The sequence below is a fragment of the Mangrovimonas sp. ST2L15 genome (assembly GCF_001280515.1).
Lineage (GTDB): Bacteria > Bacteroidota > Bacteroidia > Flavobacteriales > Flavobacteriaceae > Mangrovimonas > Mangrovimonas futianensis.
Window position 1 is genome coordinate 1,002,070 of sequence record NZ_LBIQ01000030.1, and the last position, 17,752, is coordinate 1,019,821.

The 17,752-nt window shown below is 37.2% G+C and carries 8 protein-coding genes; 6 read left to right on the forward strand and 2 right to left on the reverse strand.

The window, feature by feature from the left end:
* Positions 1-8: 8 nt before the first annotated feature.
* The 5 genes from ZA07_RS08315 to ZA07_RS08335 are packed head-to-tail and all read left to right on the forward strand — an operon-like array spanning position 9 to position 10,575.
* A complete protein-coding gene (locus ZA07_RS08315) occupies positions 9-1,871 on the forward strand; it encodes a glycoside hydrolase family 13 protein (RefSeq protein WP_053971238.1) in 1,863 nt (620 codons plus the stop codon).
* Positions 1,871-5,356: a TIM-barrel domain-containing protein gene (locus ZA07_RS08320; RefSeq protein ID WP_053971239.1), complete on the forward strand. Its 3,486-nt coding sequence runs from the start codon at positions 1,871-1,873 to the stop codon at positions 5,354-5,356. Before ZA07_RS08315 ends, ZA07_RS08320 begins: the two co-directional genes overlap by 1 nt.
* Positions 5,357-5,362: 6 nt before the next feature.
* Entirely contained in the window at positions 5,363-6,784 is a 1,422-nt protein-coding gene (locus ZA07_RS08325) for an alpha-amylase family glycosyl hydrolase (protein WP_053971240.1), read from the forward strand.
* Positions 6,785-6,791: 7 nt separating this feature from the next.
* Positions 6,792-8,459, forward strand: coding sequence for an alpha-amylase family glycosyl hydrolase (locus ZA07_RS08330; protein WP_053972097.1), 1,668 nt, complete (start codon positions 6,792-6,794; stop codon positions 8,457-8,459).
* A gap of 1 nt (position 8,460) precedes the next feature.
* Positions 8,461-10,575: a glycoside hydrolase family 97 protein gene (locus ZA07_RS08335; RefSeq protein WP_053971241.1), complete on the forward strand. Its 2,115-nt coding sequence runs from the start codon at positions 8,461-8,463 to the stop codon at positions 10,573-10,575.
* 22 nt (positions 10,576-10,597) lie between these two features.
* Here ZA07_RS08335 and ZA07_RS08340 read toward each other — a convergent pair whose 3' ends face one another.
* Positions 10,598-13,876: a T9SS type B sorting domain-containing protein gene (locus ZA07_RS08340; RefSeq protein ID WP_053971242.1), complete on the reverse strand. Its 3,279-nt coding sequence runs from the start codon at positions 13,874-13,876 to the stop codon at positions 10,598-10,600.
* A gap of 192 nt (positions 13,877-14,068) precedes the next feature.
* Between ZA07_RS08340 and ZA07_RS08345 the strand changes: the two genes are divergently transcribed.
* The gene (locus ZA07_RS08345) at positions 14,069-16,462 is read left to right on the forward strand and encodes a hypothetical protein (protein WP_053971243.1); all 2,394 of its coding nucleotides are present in this window, start codon (positions 14,069-14,071) and stop codon (positions 16,460-16,462) included.
* On the opposite strand, the gene ZA07_RS08350 is transcribed toward ZA07_RS08345, so the two are convergent.
* Positions 16,429-17,718 carry a Pycsar system effector family protein gene (locus ZA07_RS08350; protein ID WP_053971244.1) on the reverse strand — a complete coding sequence of 430 codons (1,290 nt, stop codon included), beginning with the start codon at positions 17,716-17,718 and terminating at the stop codon, positions 16,429-16,431. The genes ZA07_RS08345 and ZA07_RS08350 overlap by 34 nt on opposite strands.
* Positions 17,719-17,752 lie beyond the last annotated feature (34 nt).

Below are 17,752 nucleotides of genomic sequence, written 5' to 3' on the forward strand. Positions count from 1 at the left end.
AGATGATTATGAAAAAGATTTTTGTTGTTTTCTTCCTAGTTATTGGTATTCAAGGCTATGCTCAAATTGACAGAGTAGAGCCTCCCAATTGGTGGGTTGGATTTCAGGATACATCACTTCAACTTTTGGTTAAGGATTCCAATATTGGAGATTATGTACCAAAAATCAATTATCCTGGTATAACTATCACCAAAGTTCACCAGGCCAAAAGCCCCAATTATCTTTTTATAGATCTTGAAATTGATAAATCAACCAAGCCTGGAACTTTTCAAATTGAATTGACCTCAAAGAAACACAAAACGAAAAAGGTTTCTTATGAACTGAAATCAAGAGAAAAGGCTGCTGCAGATTTTACCGGTTTTAATAATTCTGATGCTATCTATTTAATAACACCAGATCGATTTGCAAACGGAGATAGCACAAATGATATCAATAAGGATTTAAAAGAGAAGACTATTGATAGAGGGAATGACTATGGAAGGCATGGAGGCGATCTAAGAGGTATTATTAATCATTTGGACTACATACATGATATGGGATTTACTGCCATTTGGCCTACTCCCATGTTAACCAATGACATGCCAAGATCTTCATATCATGGGTATGCAATCACCGATTTTTATGAGGTAGATCCGCGCTTTGGGACACTGGAAGAATACAAAGAACTATCCCAGGAAATGAGTGAGCGCGGACTTAAATTGATTATGGATATGGTTGCCAACCACTGTGGTTCTGAGCATTGGTGGATGAAAGATCTGCCGTTTTCTGATTGGGTAAACCAACAACAAGCTTTTGAAAACCATGAACCACTAAATAATTCAAACCATTTTCGCACCACGAATCAGGATTTGTATGCTTCAGAGAGCGACAAGAAGGGAATGTCTGAAGGTTGGTTTGTTTCTTCCATGCCAGATTTAAATCAACGTAATCCATTCATGGCCAAATATATCATGCAAAACAATATTTGGTGGATAGAAACTTTGCAGTTAAACGGAATTCGACAAGACACATATCCTTATCCCGATAAGGCTTTTATGAGTGATTGGGCTGGTGCCATTATGAAGGAATACCCAAACTTTAAAATTGTAGGTGAAGAGTGGAGTGTCAATCCATTGTTGGTAAGGTTTTGGCAACAGGGCACACCGAACAAACAGGGATATGAATCTCATTTAACTTCGTCAATGGATTTCCCCATGCAGGAAACTTTGGTGAAAGCGTTGAATCAGGAGGAATCTTGGGGAACTGGCTTAAAAATCCTATATGAAGGTCTAGCCAATGATTTTGCCTATACCAAGCCAGAGGATATTATGATTTTTCCCGATAATCATGATATGGATCGCATTTTTACACAACTTAAAGAAGATGTTCCCAATACCAAAATGGCTCTAGCCTATTTGTTAACTATTCCCAGGATTGTACAAGTGTATTACGGAACGGAAGTATTAATTCAGAATACAGCCAAACCTCATGATCATGGTTTAATTCGAACTGATTTTCCAGGAGGTTGGGATGGTGATTCTAGAAATGGGTTTACTGGTGAAGGTATGACGACCAGTCAAAAAGAAATGCAGGGATTCCTGAAAAAAGTGTTGAATTATAGAAAAACTAGTGACGCTATTCAAAAAGGAAAAACCATTCATTTTGGGCCATTTAATGGTACCTATTTTTTGTTCAGGCAGCATGGCGATGAAACGGTAGTTTGTATCCTCAATAAAAATGAAGCTCCAATGGCTATTGACTTAAAGCGTTATAGTGAAATGGGGTTAACTGATAAAGAACTCACCAATATAGTAACAGGTGAAACAATTAAATGGTCAGATTCTATCCAATTGAATCAGAGAGGGGTAGTATTGCTTACCACCAAAATGTAATGAGAAAAATCACCATTTTCATAATCGCTTTTTTAACTGGGCTAGCCAACTTTGCCCAAGTAACAATTTTGGTGAATGAAATTCCTGATAATACTCCAGATGAAGCTTCCCTGTATATTTCAGGAGATTTTGAAGGTTGGTCTGGGGGTCAGGAGTCTTTTAAATTACAACAAAAAGAAAACGGCTATTACATCACTTTCCCAAAACAAGAGGGAGCTATTAATTTTAAGTTTACCCTTGGCTCATGGGAGACAGTTGAATGTAATGGAAAAGGGAAGGCTTTAGATAATAGATCCTACCTTTTTACAAAGGAAGCAGACACGCTTCAAGTTACCATTGAGGGTTGGATACATCTTTTTGAAAGCAAGCCAGAAAGTACCGCTTTAGAAAATGTGAGTGTTTTATCAGAAGCATTTCATATGCCCCAACTTGATAGAGACAGGAGGGTTTGGGTGTATCTGCCCCCAGATTATGAGGAATCCACAGAGTCCTATCCTGTAGTCTATATGCACGATGGTCAAAATTTGTTTGACAAGTTGACTTCCTATTCTGGGGAATGGGAGATTGATGAAACGATGAACCAACTTTTTGAAGAACGCGGTTTGAAACTGATTGTCATCGGGGTTGATAATGGGGGAAGTAAGCGATTGGATGAATATTCCCCTTGGACAAACAAGGCATATGGTGGCGGTGAAGGGGATGCTTATCTCGATTTTGTAGTTAACACCTTAAAACCATATGTAGATAATCACTTTAGAACACTTTCAGATAAATCGAATACGGCCATCATTGGTAGTTCCATGGGCGGTTTAATTTCACATTATGCAGCTCTTAAATATCCACAAACTTTCGGGAAAGTGGGAGTCTTTTCGCCGGCCTTTTGGTTTGCTCCTGAAATTTTGGACTATACCAAAAAGCACGTATCCATCCAAAATACCAAAATGTATTTTTTGGCAGGAGGCAAGGAAGGTGAGAATGTGGCTTTTGAAGAAATAAATGAAACGGTTCAAGGAGTGGAAACAGTGGTGTCCTTATTAAAGGAGCATGGATTCCCTTCTAAAAATATCCTTGCTAAAGTTGAGCCAGAAGGTAAGCATAACGAGCAACTATGGAGAAATAATTTTGAAGAAACCATCTGTTGGTTGTTCTCAGAGAAAATTCCACAACGTGAGTTTGTTGGTGCTTCTATGGAAGGAAATAAATTAAATATAACAGTTACAGACGGGACCTATCTCATTGAATTTTATGATTCAAAGGTGGTTGAAACCAGTTTTATACCTGAAGGGGAGGTTTACAATCCCCAATCTCATGCTGTTGTTCTACGGCCCCTGCCAAGTAAGGCACAATTGGTTGAGGGGACAAATGGGTTTGCTTTTTCCAACCAGGATTTTCAAGTCAAAATTCAAAAAGAACCCTTTAGGATTTCCTATTGGTATCAAGGTCAGGAAGTTATTTCTGAAAGAAACGGATATCAAAGAAACAAGACCTACGAAACCATTCAATTTGGTATTTCTCAAGACGAGGTGCTTTATGGTGGTGGAGCAAGAGTCCTGGGGATGAACCGTCGCGGTCATCGTTTGGAACTCTACAATAAAGCACATTACGGTTACGAGACACATAGTGAGTTAATGAATTTTACGTTGCCCATTGTCTTGTCATCTAAACAGTATTTATTGCATTTTGATAATGCACCCATTGGGTTTTTGGATTTAGATAGCAAAGAAAGAAATACGCTTACATACGAAACCATTTCAGGAAGAAAAACGTACCAAATAGTGGTAGGCGATTCTTGGAAGGAACTTTTATCCGAATACACAAATTTAACTGGTAGGCAACCCATGTTGCCGAGATGGGCATTGGGAAATTTCTCCAGTAGATTTGGGTACCATTCGCAAAAAGAAGTTTTGGAAACTATTGATGCCTTCCGGGAAGAAAACATACCAGTTGACGCCATAATTTTAGATCTGTATTGGTTTGGTAAAGAAGTGACTGGAACCATGGGTAATCTGGCTTTTGATACCGATTCATTTCCTAATCCGAAGCAGATGATAAAAACACTTAGGGATCAAAAGGTTGAAACAGTTTTAATAACAGAACCTTTTGTTTTGACTACTTCAAATAGATGGAATGAAGCTGTTAAGGCTGATGCGTTGGCGAAAGATTCTTTGGGGAATCCTTATACCTATGATTTTTTCTTCGGAAACACGGGCTTGATAGATGTGTATTCATCATCTGGTTTTAACTGGTTTAAGAACATATACAAGGAATTATTAGGTTTGGGGGTGACTGGTATTTGGGGTGATTTGGGAGAACCAGAATTACATCCGTCCGGTCTTATTCACGCAACGGGAACAGCAGATGAAGTTCATAATACCTATGGACATGATTGGGCTCGTCTGGTGCAGAAGGCATTTAATGAAATTAACCCAAAGCAGCGCCAATTTATTCTCATGCGTGCTGGGTATTCAGGTTCTCAACGTTATGGCATGGTGCCGTGGTCTGGGGACGTAAATCGTACGTGGGGCGGATTACAAAGTCAGCCAGAAATTGCACTGCAAATGGGAATGCAGGGATTGGCCTATATGCATTCGGATTTAGGAGGGTTTGCAAATCCATTTCTAGATGATGAGCTTTATGCTAGGTGGTTGCAATATGGTGTTTTTCAACCTGTTTTTAGACCACACGCTCAGGAGGAAGTGGCAAGCGAACCAATTTTCAGAAGTGATAAGGCAAAAAAACTGGCTAAGGAAGCCATTGAGTTACGATATCAGTTATTGCCTTATAATTATAATTTGGTCCATCAAAATCATTCTCAAGGTTTACCACTTATGCGTGCTTTATTTTTTGAAGAACCAGAAAATGAAACCCTGCGAGCTTATTCGGTAGCCTATTTATGGGGGGATGATATATTAGTGTCTCCAGTTTTAGAAGCAAATAAAAAGGAACAGGAAGTTTATTTTCCTAAAACGTCCAATTGGTTTGATTTCTATACAGGGAAGAAATATTTGGGAGGGACCACCGAAACAGTTCCTTTAAAAGAAAATGGTATTCCCACTTTTGTTAGAGGTGGTAGTTTTATCACGATGGCAAAACCGATGACATCAACAAAAGGGTATGATGGATCTGAATGGGTCGTACACTTTTATTATGATGATTCTGTGGATGATAGTCACGCCGAAATCTATAATGATGATGGTAAAACATTACATGCTTTTGAAAAGGAGCTATATGAACTCTTAGTGTTTAATTCAAAACTTCAGAATAAACAATTAGTCCTTTCTTTTGAAACCAAACATAGAAGCCAAACTTTAAACTCCAAGAAACAAATAGAGTTAGTACTCCACAATATTGAAAAGAAACCAAAACAATTGAGATTGAATGGGGCTAAAACCCAGTTTCAATGGAGTGAGGTAAATCAAAACTTAACTTTACGCATAGATTGGGATACACATACAAACCAAAAAATAGAATTGAATTTAAAATAAAACGTCATGAAAAAACTAATTGTCCTTCTAATACTAATAGGGTTTTTCTTTTCCTGTAAAAATGAAAACAAATCCCCTGAACCAATCACTGAAGAGACCGTTGAGGTCCAATTGGAACCAATTTCAAAATCGGATATGGAAACGGCAGTCATCTATGAGGCTAATATTCGCCAGTACTCATCAGAGGGAACGTTTTCAGAATTCACCAAAGACATACCTCAACTAAAAGAGCTGGGTGTCAAGGTAGTTTGGTTGATGCCAGTTTTTCCTATTTCTGAAACCAAAAGAAAGGCTACGGGTGGCCCTGATAGCAAATTTGCATCAGATTTCCCAGAAGAAGAACAAAGCAAATATTTAGGAAGCTATTATGCAGTAACCGATTATACGAAAATCAACCCAGAATTTGGAACTATTGAAGATTTTAGGGAGTTAGTGAAAACAGCCCATGATAATGGAATCTATGTCATATTGGATTGGGTGCCAAACCATACAGGGTGGGATCATGTTTGGATCAAGGAGCATCCAGATTATTACACTCAAAATGAAAACGGTGAAATTATTCATCCAGAAGGAACCGATTGGACCGATACGGCAGACTTGAATTATGACAATCAAAACATGAGAAATGAAATGATTGAAGATATGCTGTATTGGGTGAAAGAGGAGAACATCGATGGATTTAGATGTGATGTGGCAGGTAGTGTTCCTACAGATTTTTGGGCTGACGCCATTCCCAAAATTAGAGCCGCAAAACCAGTATTCATGTTAGCTGAAGCTCATGAAGCCGAACTTCTTAAAGGGGATCAAATGTTTGATATGTGTTATGGTTGGGATTTTCATCATTTAATGAATGGTATGGCACAAGGCAAGAAGTCTTTAGAGGATTTTGATACTTATTTTGAAGAGCGATTTAAGAATTATGAAGCAGATGATATCTTAATGAATTTTGTAACCAATCACGATGAAAATTCGTGGAATGGGACAATAAAAGAACGTATGGGTGAGGCAGCGCCTTTAATGACTACTTTAAGTTATGTGGTTCCAGGTATGCCACTTATTTATTCAGGTCAAGAATATGGTATGGATCACCGATTAAAGTTTTTTGAAAAAGATTCTATCTCTAAAACCAAGGGAGCCATGTGGGATTTGTTAGTTGATTTGGGAGAAGTTAAAAATTCAAATGCCGCTTTAAATGCACATGCCAATTTTGAAAGAGAACCTCTTTCTAATGCTAATATCCTAAAAATAACTAGAGACCATAACGGACAAAAAATAACATTTATTGGTAATGTTTCAGCAGATACTCAAACACTTCAAAATGGCCTACAAGGAAAGTATTTAAATACCATTACTAATGAAAAAGAGGAATATGAGGAAGGCCAAGAGCTAACCTTTAAACCATGGGAGTTCAAATTATTGATTGATTAAAGTTATGATAAAACGATTTACTGCCATTTTTTTGCTTTGTATCTTTGTGTTGGCCTGTAAAAATGAGCCAAAAAAAGAAAATGTCGAGACTATGGCTAAGGTAGAAACCCCATTTGTATGGGAGGGAGCCAATATTTACTTTTTGTTGACAGATCGCTTTAATAATGGTGATGCTTCCAATGATGTCAATTTTGATAGAACCAAAGAAACGGCAGTGCTTCGTGGTTTCGAAGGGGGAGATATCAAAGGGGTGATTCAAAAAATTAAAGATGGATATTTTACTGATCTGGGTATCAATGCCATTTGGTTAACTCCAATTGTAGAGCAAATTCATGGTGCTACTGATGAAGGAACTGGGGCTACCTATGGTTACCATGGATATTGGACGAAAGATTGGACCTCTTTAGACCCTAATTTTGGAACAGAAGAAGATTTAAAGAAAATGATCCAATTGGCCCATGCCAAAGGAATCAGAGTGTTGCTTGATGCTGTTATTAATCATACCGGACCGGTTACTGATAAAGACCCTGTTTGGCCAGATGAATGGGTTAGAACAGGACCAGCATGTTCCTTTGATTCTTTTGATGGTACAGTGAGCTGTACCTTGGTTGAAAATTTGCCAGATGTTAAAACAGAAAGCAACGAATTGGTAGAGTTGCCTCCGCAATTGGTAGAAAAATGGAAAGCGGAAGGAAGATATGAGCAAGAGGTAGCAGAACTAACAACTTTTTTTGACCAGACAGGATTGCCAAAATCGCCACGGTTTTACATAATGAAATGGTTGGCAGATTATATTACAAAGTACGGAATTGATGGGTATCGAGTAGATACGGTTAAACATACCGAGCCTTATGTGTGGCAAGAATTTAAAAAAGTATGTGATTCAGCTTTTTCTCAATGGAAAACAGAACATCCAGATTTAGTGTTGGATGCCAATGATTTCTATTTGGTTGGTGAAGTGTATAATTACAATATTAGTCATACAACCGCTTTTGATTTTGGCGATAGAAAAGTAAATTATTTTGATAGTGCCTTCAATAGTTTAATCAATTTTGAAATTAAATGGAATGCAGCCCAAATGTCTTATGAGGATATGTTTTCTAAGTACAATCAGATTCTTCAAAATGACTTAAAGGGTTATGGTGTTTTAAATTATTTGACTTCCCATGATGATGGAGCACCCTTTGATAAGGAAAGGAGTAAGCCTTATGAGGCAGCAAATAAGTTATTGTTGTGTCCTGGAACTTCTCAGGTTTATTATGGGGATGAATCAGCACGACCTTTGATTGTAGAAGGCGCCAACGGTGATGCTAATTTACGCTCCAATATGAATTGGGAAGCTATTCAAAACAATCCAGAAACTCAGGCCGTTTTAAAGCATTGGCAAAAATTGGGGACATTTAGGGCAAACCATCCAGCAATAGGAGCTGGGGTTCATCAAATGATTTCTCAAAGCCCTTATGTATTCTCCAGAAATTTTGTTCAAGGCGATTACAAAGATGAAGTACTCATCGGATTAGATCTGCCAACGGGAGAAAAGGTACTGGATGTAGCGCAAGTGTTTGATAATGGAGCCGTTCTTCATGAGGCGTATTCAGATCAAATCGTAGAAGTAAAAGAAGGAAAAGTAACAATAAATTCAGAGGCAACCATCGTGTTGCTTGAAAAACAATAGTATGAAATATTTTTCAATGTTCCTGTTGACAATCCTTTTATCGGCTTGCCAAACAGAAGAAAAACAAGAAGTCTATAAGGTCTCATCTCCAAATAAGGAAATTGAAGTTGGCTTTGGTTTGTCCAAGTCAGGAGAGGCCTATTACTCTGTTGTGTTTAATAAAAAAGTGATTGTGGACACGTCATCATTGGGCTTCGATTTTACAAATACCAAATCGTTCAATGATAGTTTGATGGTTGTCAATACAGAAACCAAATCTTTTAATGAGACGTGGCAAATGCCTTGGGGTGAACAATTGGATGTTGTAAACCATTATAATGAATTGAAAATACAACTGGAGGAAACATCATCTTTAAAGAGAAAAATGAATTTAATTTTTAAAGTCTATGATGATGGTATCGGTTTTAGATATGAATTTCCGGAACAAGAAAATTTCAAGGAAGCCCTGATTTCCGAAGAGAATACAGAATTCAACTTAAATGAAGATTATAAAACCTTCTGGATTCCAGGAGATTGGGATATCTATGAGCATCTTTATAACACGACTAAGTTATCTCAAGTGGATGCCATAAGTAAAAGAAACCATCCCAATTTAGCGCAAACACATATTCCGAATAATGCCGTAAACACTCCTGTTACAATGGTAGGTTCAGATGGAACACATTTAAGTTTTCACGAGGCAGCCTTGGTTGATTTTTCTGGAATGACACTGCAGGTGGATACAGAAAATTTAGATTTAAAAAGTGTTTTGGTAGGAAGTGAGAATACCGAGTATAAGGTAAAAAAAATAGTACCTTTTGAAACGCCATGGAGAACCATTCAAATTACTAAAGATGCTCCTTCTTTAATTGAATCTCGATTGATTGTAAACTTGAATGAACCGAATAAAATAGGTGATGTGTCTTGGTTTACACCTATGAAATATACAGGAGTTTGGTGGGAAATGCATTTGGGAAAATCTTCTTGGGATTATGGTATGACTCAGGATATGAGCACTTGGACCGAAGGAGGTAAATCAAATGGAACTCATGGGGCTACTACCGCAAATGTGAAAAATTATATTGATTTCTCAGCTAAGAATAATATAGGTGGTGTTTTGGTAGAGGGATGGAACACAGGTTGGGAACATTGGATAGGATTTGAAGATAGGGAAGGTGTTTTTGACTTTGTAACGCCCTACCCAGATTATGATATTGAAGAGGTGGTGAGATATGGAAAAGAAAAGGGTGTACAAGTGATCATGCATCATGAAACATCTGCGGCCACTGAAACTTATACCAAGCAACAAGATACTGCCTATGCACTTATGCAAAGTTTAGGGATGCATGCCGTTAAGACGGGATATGTCGGGAAAATTTTACCCAAGGGAGAATATCATCATGGTCAATATATGGTGAATCATTACAACAATGCTGTTATAAAAGCTGCAGGTTATCAAGTGGCCATCAATGCGCATGAACCAATAAAAGCAACTGGTTTGAGAAGAACTTACCCGAACACTATTTCAAGGGAAGGTTTGCGTGGACAGGAATTTAATGCTTGGGCTACTGATGGAGGTAATCCACCAGAACATCTACCTATTGTTGCATTTACTAGGATGTTAGCTGGACCTATTGATTATACACCTGGAATATTTGATATTAAATTTGATGATTATAAAAAGGATAATCAAGTCAATACAACGTTGGGACAGCAATTGGCCTTGTATGTAGTAATCTACAGTCCGGTTCAAATGGCCGCAGATTTAGTGGAACATTATGAGTCTAGACCAGATGCTTTACAATTTATCAAAGATGTAGGTGTGGATTGGGAAGTAACCGATGTCTTGGATGGAGCAGTGGGTGATTTTGTTGTTATTGCTAGAAAAGAGCGACAAACGGGGAACTGGTTTGTTGGAGGTATTACCGATGAAAATTCGAGAACAATCGACTTGGATTTTAGTTTCCTTGAAGAGGGTGTAACATATAAAGCCTCTATTTATAAAGATGGAAAAGATGCTCATTGGGATACAAACCCTACTTCTTTAGAGATTGAACACATGGAGATTACCAAAGATTCTAAAATGACTTTGGATTTGGCTGAGGGTGGCGGATTTGCCATAAGCCTTATGAAATAAATAAAAGCTCCGAAAGGGGCTTTTATCTTTTTAGGGAGAAGTGTCCTCGATATGTTTCTCCACTTATTCTAGTGACCAGAAACCAGTAATCATTAGAAGGCATATTATGACCGTTGTATGTGCCATCCCATCCCCAATCTGAACCTTTGAAAGTAGTAAGTAACTTGCCGTACCTATCAAAAATTATAACCTCCAAGCCAGGTTCAGTCTCGGCACCGTAAATTTGCCAAAAATCATTTTGACCATCGTCGTTGGGGGTGAAAAAACTGGGGTAATTCATAAGATATACTACTTCAGTAACTAGGCCACAACCATTTTTATCTCTGACGTAAACCGTATATTCACCAGGAAGCAGATTTCCAAAGAAATGGGAGTCTTGAAAGTTGAGACCATCAATAGAATATTCATAGTCACCAAATCCGGAGACTGTTATCTCAATAGTATTGTTGTTTACTGTCCAGTCTGTAGTCTCAACGGATTCTATTGTGGCAATGCTTGAAGAGAAAACTGTGAAAGTTTTAGTACTATCACAATAAAAGTCTCCAAAATTATTTGAGACCGTCACGGTATATTCACCTGAATCAGTTACCACGATGCTGGGTGTTGACTGGCCTGTAGACCATAAATAGGCGTCATATCCCTGGTCTGCCTGCAACATGATTGAGCTTCCATCACAAACCATAATATTTTCGGAATCACTCAAAGAAGGTGGATAGCCTACAATAATTTGAAAGGAGGTCGTACCATGACAAATTTCAAGTGTATTATGTACCACACGAACATATATGGTTTGGGGGCTGGTTGTATTCGTAAACGTTGTTGAAATGGGATTATTACCCGTATCTGCATCACTCTGGGATAAATGATAGGTAACCGTGTAATTTTCTGGATTTTGATTCCCTAGAACTTGAAAAGTCTGTTGAGTTAAATCAAACTGGCCTGTTGTAGAACCATTTTCATTGCAAATCACTATATCGTCTGGAGTAAAAACACTAACTACGGGGACCAAATCCTCTAAATTCACGATGGTGTTCTCGATACTCCCACAGGCATCCTCTACTTTAATCTCATAGGTGCCAGGAGGAAGATCGGTAAAAATGTTATCTTCTCCATTATCTATCAGAAAGGGTGAAACAATACTAAAATTATAGGGTGCAATCCCAATAACATCCACAAGGATATCAGAATTTCCAGAAGATCCATCACAGTTTAAATTGAAAACATCTTGAATAATCAAATCCTGTGAAATTTCAAATTCCGCAAAAATATCTAAACAAAAGGCATTTGGATTAGGGTTGTTATACACTTTAAATGCTTTAACAAGTCTAAAAGTCCCGGTCAAAAAGATGTTATAAATCATTTCCTCATTTTGCATTTGAATAGCATTGTCTGTGTTGGGCATATCACCTTCTGTATAGGGTACTCCTGTATCAGGGTGTCCCCAAGTATCAGTTTCTGGGAAATATTTTTGAAACCAATAAGTAATTGAATGGATGGAATTATTGGTCTCAAAAACACCTACATCAAAGGAACCACAGTTTACATTCAAATTATAAATGTTAGGTGTGGTGTAATAGGTGGGTACGAAAATGTTTAAATCATCAATGTTGCCACATTCATCGGTAATTTGTACCACGTAGTCTCCAGCAGCCAATTGATTTGTGTAAAAAATACCAATAGTATTTATTTGAGCGCTAAAGTCATATGGTAAGGCTTCAGAAAATTCTGGTGGAGCTTGAAGTATTAAAATGGATGCAATATCTGCTACAGGACTAAAAATCCTCAAAGTTCCTGTTTCTGTTTCGCAATTTGGCGTGGTATAAATAATCGGTTCCACGACACTAGCTTCTGGAATTGTAAATTCAATTTCATATTCATCACCACATTCGTCAATAACTAAAATTATGTAGTCACCCATCGGTAAATTTTCTACTGTCAAAGAGCTGCCGTCACTTGAAATAAATTCTGAAACATCAAAAGGAAGGGTTTCATCAAAGGCGTCTGGTGCCACAATAATACTGGCAGATACCATTTTCCTAGTTGGAATTTTAATAAGAATACTGCCAGATGAGACGCCACAGCCACTATCCATAGGCACCACAATAGGGTCTATTAAAATTTCCTCCAAAGTGAAGGTGAGACTGGCTGTACGCCCACAACTATCTTCTACTTCAACGGTGTAGGATCCATAGGGTAAGTCAGCATCCATGTCATCAGGATGTACCCCATTTTCGGTAAAAGGACCGGGATGCATACTGTTGTACTCGTTGGGATCAAATCCGTCAGGGTAATCTGTAATCTCCATGGTATAGGGAGGGGTGATTTGCGATGTAATGACCGAAAAACTTCTACCGCATTCACTTCTAAATGGGGCAATAACAATAAGGGGTTCAGGTAAAATGGTGTCATTAAGATTGGCTAGATTACCACATCCATCCTCTACGACAATATCAATTTCAAATTCTTGGTGTTCAAAAATTCCAATAGTTTGGGAAGCAAGGGTTCCTAATCCATCTCCATTGCTTATTGTTTGATTATAGGTGACGCTTGGAGATCCATCGGGTGGGTAAACCGTGTATGTAATTTGAAGGGGATAAGATATTTGGCTTCCCTCATCAGGGTATATTTGATTCAAAATGTCAATTTCATCACAGCTCGCAAATATTGCGGGAAGTGATACATCATCTATATTCAAACTATTGGTGCCTAAAACAACAGTAAATGTTTTTGTAAGTGCATTTCCACAATCGTCATTTACTCTAACTACATAGGTGCCTACTGGAAGATTGTTGAAAATGTTTGAGGATTGTGTAGGAGCTGTGATGGGCCCCGATATGATTTCATAGGTTACTGGGTTCCCAGAAAGTACTATAATTTCAAGGTTAGCGGTTGTACAATTGTTGGAATAAAACTGAGTGATTTCATAATCTAATGCTGTTGTTGCGTTAGCAATAGTGGCATCGTCCTGTTGTGTGCCTTGTTCGTTATTCAACGTTTGTGTGGCAATTACTAGATAATCGCCCGACTCCAAGTTATTGAAGGCGTTGTTAGAAGTTTGGGCTATAGGCGTTCCAACATCAGGATATTCATATAAGGTATATAGAATAGTTGAACCAGCCGTTGTTCCTGACACGGTCATTTGAATGGAGCCATTTCCTGAGCAAGTTTCGTCAGTTGTTGAAACCGAAAAGTTGAAGTCAGATAATTGAGAATGTCCTATTTGGGCAATAAAAAATATGACCCCTAATAAAAACCATTTGTTTTGGGGATAGAAAAATCTTATCTGATGAGGTATTTTCATACGAAAATTGGTTTGACAATTTAAAGAATTTGTTCATAGATTTTTAAGATTCAACCTAGAAATTGTATTTTTTTGGGATATCGTGGGGGATGTAACCATCAAATAAGTGTGATTTGTCAAAATTTAAGTGTTAACTTCATGTTATGAATTCTGTCAAGTACCGACAAACGCTATAATTTGTATCTTTATTCTATGATAGACTTAAACGATAGCATTATATCACCAATGGAATTCAAAGTGAGTTTTAACAAGCTCCTTGAAAAGTACGAGCAGCTTGCAAAATCTGAAGATGCATATCTGGCTTCAAAGGCTAAGCGTATTTTGGAGGTCCAGGAACCTTATCCAGTCTTAAGAGATGGCTTTTGTGATTTAACCCTTTTAGACACTTATCAAGATCAAATAAGGGTATTGCTGCAGGATTCATTTGCTGATGTCTTAACAGATAATGAAATCAAAACAGCTTCATTACCACTACATGATATAATTTTTAATTCGAGTGAAAGATTTAAGACCATCATTTCAGAAGCTGGTGATGATTTCGAAATATCTATTCATAATCTGAATGCCACTGAATCTTATGTGTTGCTTTGCACCGTTGTACTTTATCATTGTTATGATATAAGCTTAAATTTCAAGCGCCCATTTTTTTATGAAATTCCAGATGCCAATGGAATAACCAGACATTATAAGATTCTCTATAATGCCGATTTTATTGAGGTAGAAAGAAAACCTGAAACGCCGAAAATTACCGAAAAGGATTTGGATCAACTGCTGGATAACTTTGATGATTTAGATCTTTGGAAGGAGAAGTTTCCACCTAATGGATACGTGTTAAAAGGATTCGTCATTTCGAACATATTTGATGTGACTAATGATCAAGCTATCTCTAATATTAAATCCAGTTTGATTTCAAGGGGAGACCCATCTAAAAAGGACTTCATAGAGGATTTTGAGAACATTTTTCAGGCATTTTTTGGTTTAAAAGATTTGAAGGTTGGCTTTTCCATATACAATAAAGAGGATGTCACTTTTGAGAGAGCATATGGGCAAACAATGAGTAGTTATTTGCTAGATAATGAGGAGTGTATTAATTGTTCCGATTTTTTGAGTAGGTGGTCTTTCAATAGACTATTGAATGAGAAAAAATTCTTTGCTATTTCTGATGTAGAAGCTACTTATAAGAAAAATAAAACAAAGAAAGCCTTCTTAAAACATTTACTAGAAAAGGGAGTGAAGAGTGCCATTTTTGCTCCCATAGCAAATCAAGACGGCCTGTTGGGAGTTTTGGAATTGGTGTCCTTTACCCCTAAAGAACTGAATAGTATCAATGCGCAAAAGTTAGCAGATGTAATGCCGCACCTTGTTGATGCTGTTGAAAATGCCAAGAATGAATATGAGAACATGGTAGAGGCAGTGATTCAACAGGAATGTACCTCCATTCATCCGAGTGTGCACTGGAAATTTAGACGAGCGGCAGAGAAGTTTATCAAAGAAAATATTATAGAAAACCGAAATACATCATTCAGTAAGATCTCCTTCGATGACGTTTATCCGTTATTTGGACAAATTGATGTGAGTGGTTCCTCCGAAGCTAGAAATCAGGCAACTCAAAAGGATTTAAAGCTTCAGCTCAATTTGGCTCTTAAGATCATTAATGAGGCTAGAAAGGAAAAGGTTATGCCCATTTATGATCACATGGCTTTTCAAGTTCAAGAATATGTAAGTCAAATTGAAGGTGATTTTAAGGTGGATAGCGAAAGACAAATTACCCATTTCTTCAAAAAGGAAATGAGTCCGTTTTTTGAGCTTTTAAGAAAAAGTCATTCTGAGTTAAAAAATGATATCGACGATTATTTCAAGAAAATTGATGAAGATTTAGATGTCATTTATCATTACAGAAAAAATTACGATAAGACAATTCGTCTACTCAATAGAAACATGGCAAACTTGTTGGATAGGCGGCAGTTAGGTGCTCAAGACATGTATCCGCACTTCTTTGAAAGATTTAAAACAGATGGAGTGGAGCACAATATGTATATAGGTGAATCCATAACCAAAGAAACCAGTTTTAATATCATGCACTTATATAATTTGCGTTTGTGGCAAATGCAGGTTATGTGTGAAATGGAAAATGAGTTTTATAACAACCAGCATTTGTATCCTGTAAACTTGGAAGTTGCATCAATGATTCTGGTTTTTAACCAACCATTATCCATTCGATTCAGAATGGATGAAAAACAATTTGATGTTGATGGTTCTTACAATGCCAGATATGAAGTGGTTAAAAAACGGGTGGATAAGGCCTTTATAAAGGGTACAGAACAACGGGTGACCGAAAGTGGAAAGCTTTGCATTGTATACTCTCAAAGTGAAGATGAAGAGGAATATCTAAGTTATATAAAATTCCTACAGTCAAAACATGTTTTGGGGGATGATGTACAAGTGGTTGAACTTCAGGATTTACAAGGCGTAACCGGTTTAAAAGCAATACGGGTTAGTATTCTTTATACTAACAATGAGGAAGATCAAAAAAATGGCAACTCCTTTTACACTTATGAGGATTTGATGGAAACCATTAAATCATAATCTTTTATTTCTTTATGAATGACGGTTTGTTCTTGATGATAACTAATGACATCATCTAGATCCTTTTTTCCATTTTTATGAAAAGAAATCATAAAGGCAATAACTGAAATAATCATTCCCGCCATAAAGAAGGTGTAGGTCATTCTGAGGATTCGGTATTTTCTATCCAATACTTTTCCTAAAAAGTATAAGTCCTTGGTTAAGGATTTATAAACATACTCCTTATCTTGAAGTAGCTCGTCAACGGCCCATTCATATTCATCGAGTTTCATTTTATGAAAATTTCCAAAAAAGGTCAAATTGACTTCTTTGTTTTCCACATCTTCTTTGGTAAACTCACCGCGCGTAATATTAGGTCTGGTGGCGATAATGGAAAGTACCATGGATATGATGCTGGAAACTAAAAATATGGCAGTTGGAATAATTAGATAAGCATTTGATGGACTATCCAGTTTAGACATTAAGTTAGATAACACTAAAGAAATAATAATGGCATTAACCGAAAGCAATATGTTGGCTTTCGTATCGGCAATGTCACTTAATTTAATGTGGTTTCTTAGCGCCACACGGTAGAAGGTTTGAATACCTCTTTCTGGACTGGCATTTTTATATTTGGCCTTCATTTTGGCCTTCATTTCCTCCTTTTTACGCTTTTTCTTTAACTTATTCTTTGTTTTAATAAGTTTGCCTAGGTTTTTTTCTTTTTGCGGTTGCCAATTCTTCAGAGCGTAATCGGTATAAAATTCATGCTTTGTACTAAGCATTTTAATATTCTCGTTCAGCCAGTCACCGCTGGAATGTTGAGCGATACCTTGTATTTCAAGTTCCTTCCTCAAAAACTCACTAGCTTCCTCAAAATACTCTTTGCCAAAATGAGAAGAATCAGCATCTCTAATAATCTTTTCAATTTGGGACTTCGGCTCATCACTCATTTTTGTAGCCAATATGCATTGACTCACTTTTTCAATGATGCTATCATCAGCGTTTTCTTCTTTCAAGAAATTCTTTGCAATTTTGACACTTTCTTCTTCATGATTATTTCTGGTAACTGTGTACCCTGTATCGTGTAAAATAGCTGCTAATTGAAGTGCTTTAGCAGTTTCTTTATCTATGTCTTCATTGCCATCTATTATTTCCCGAAGGCTTCGCAAAACCCTTTCGGTATGGGTGAAATTGTGGTACAAAAAACTTTGATCCAAATTTTCTTTGAAAAGGTTGAAAACAAATTCTTCGGCTTTCTTAACTATTTGCGACATATTTTGAAATTAACTGATATACAAAGTACTAAAA

What these genes read in the sequence shown, in the direction of transcription:
- ZA07_RS08315 (WP_053971238.1), top strand. Translation starts at nt 9, where the DNA reads ATGAAAAAGATTTTTGTTGTTTTCTTCCTAGTTATTGGTATTCAAGGC.
- ZA07_RS08320 (WP_053971239.1), top strand. Translation starts at nt 1,871, where the DNA reads ATGAGAAAAATCACCATTTTCATAATCGCTTTTTTAACTGGGCTAGCC.
- ZA07_RS08325 (WP_053971240.1), top strand. Translation starts at nt 5,363, where the DNA reads ATGAAAAAACTAATTGTCCTTCTAATACTAATAGGGTTTTTCTTTTCC.
- ZA07_RS08335 (WP_053971241.1), top strand. Translation starts at nt 8,461, where the DNA reads ATGAAATATTTTTCAATGTTCCTGTTGACAATCCTTTTATCGGCTTGC.
- ZA07_RS08340 (WP_053971242.1), bottom strand. Translation starts at nt 13,876, where the DNA reads ATGAAAATACCTCATCAGATAAGATTTTTCTATCCCCAAAACAAATGG.
- ZA07_RS08345 (WP_053971243.1), top strand. Translation starts at nt 14,069, where the DNA reads ATGATAGACTTAAACGATAGCATTATATCACCAATGGAATTCAAAGTG.
- ZA07_RS08350 (WP_053971244.1), bottom strand. Translation starts at nt 17,718, where the DNA reads ATGTCGCAAATAGTTAAGAAAGCCGAAGAATTTGTTTTCAACCTTTTC.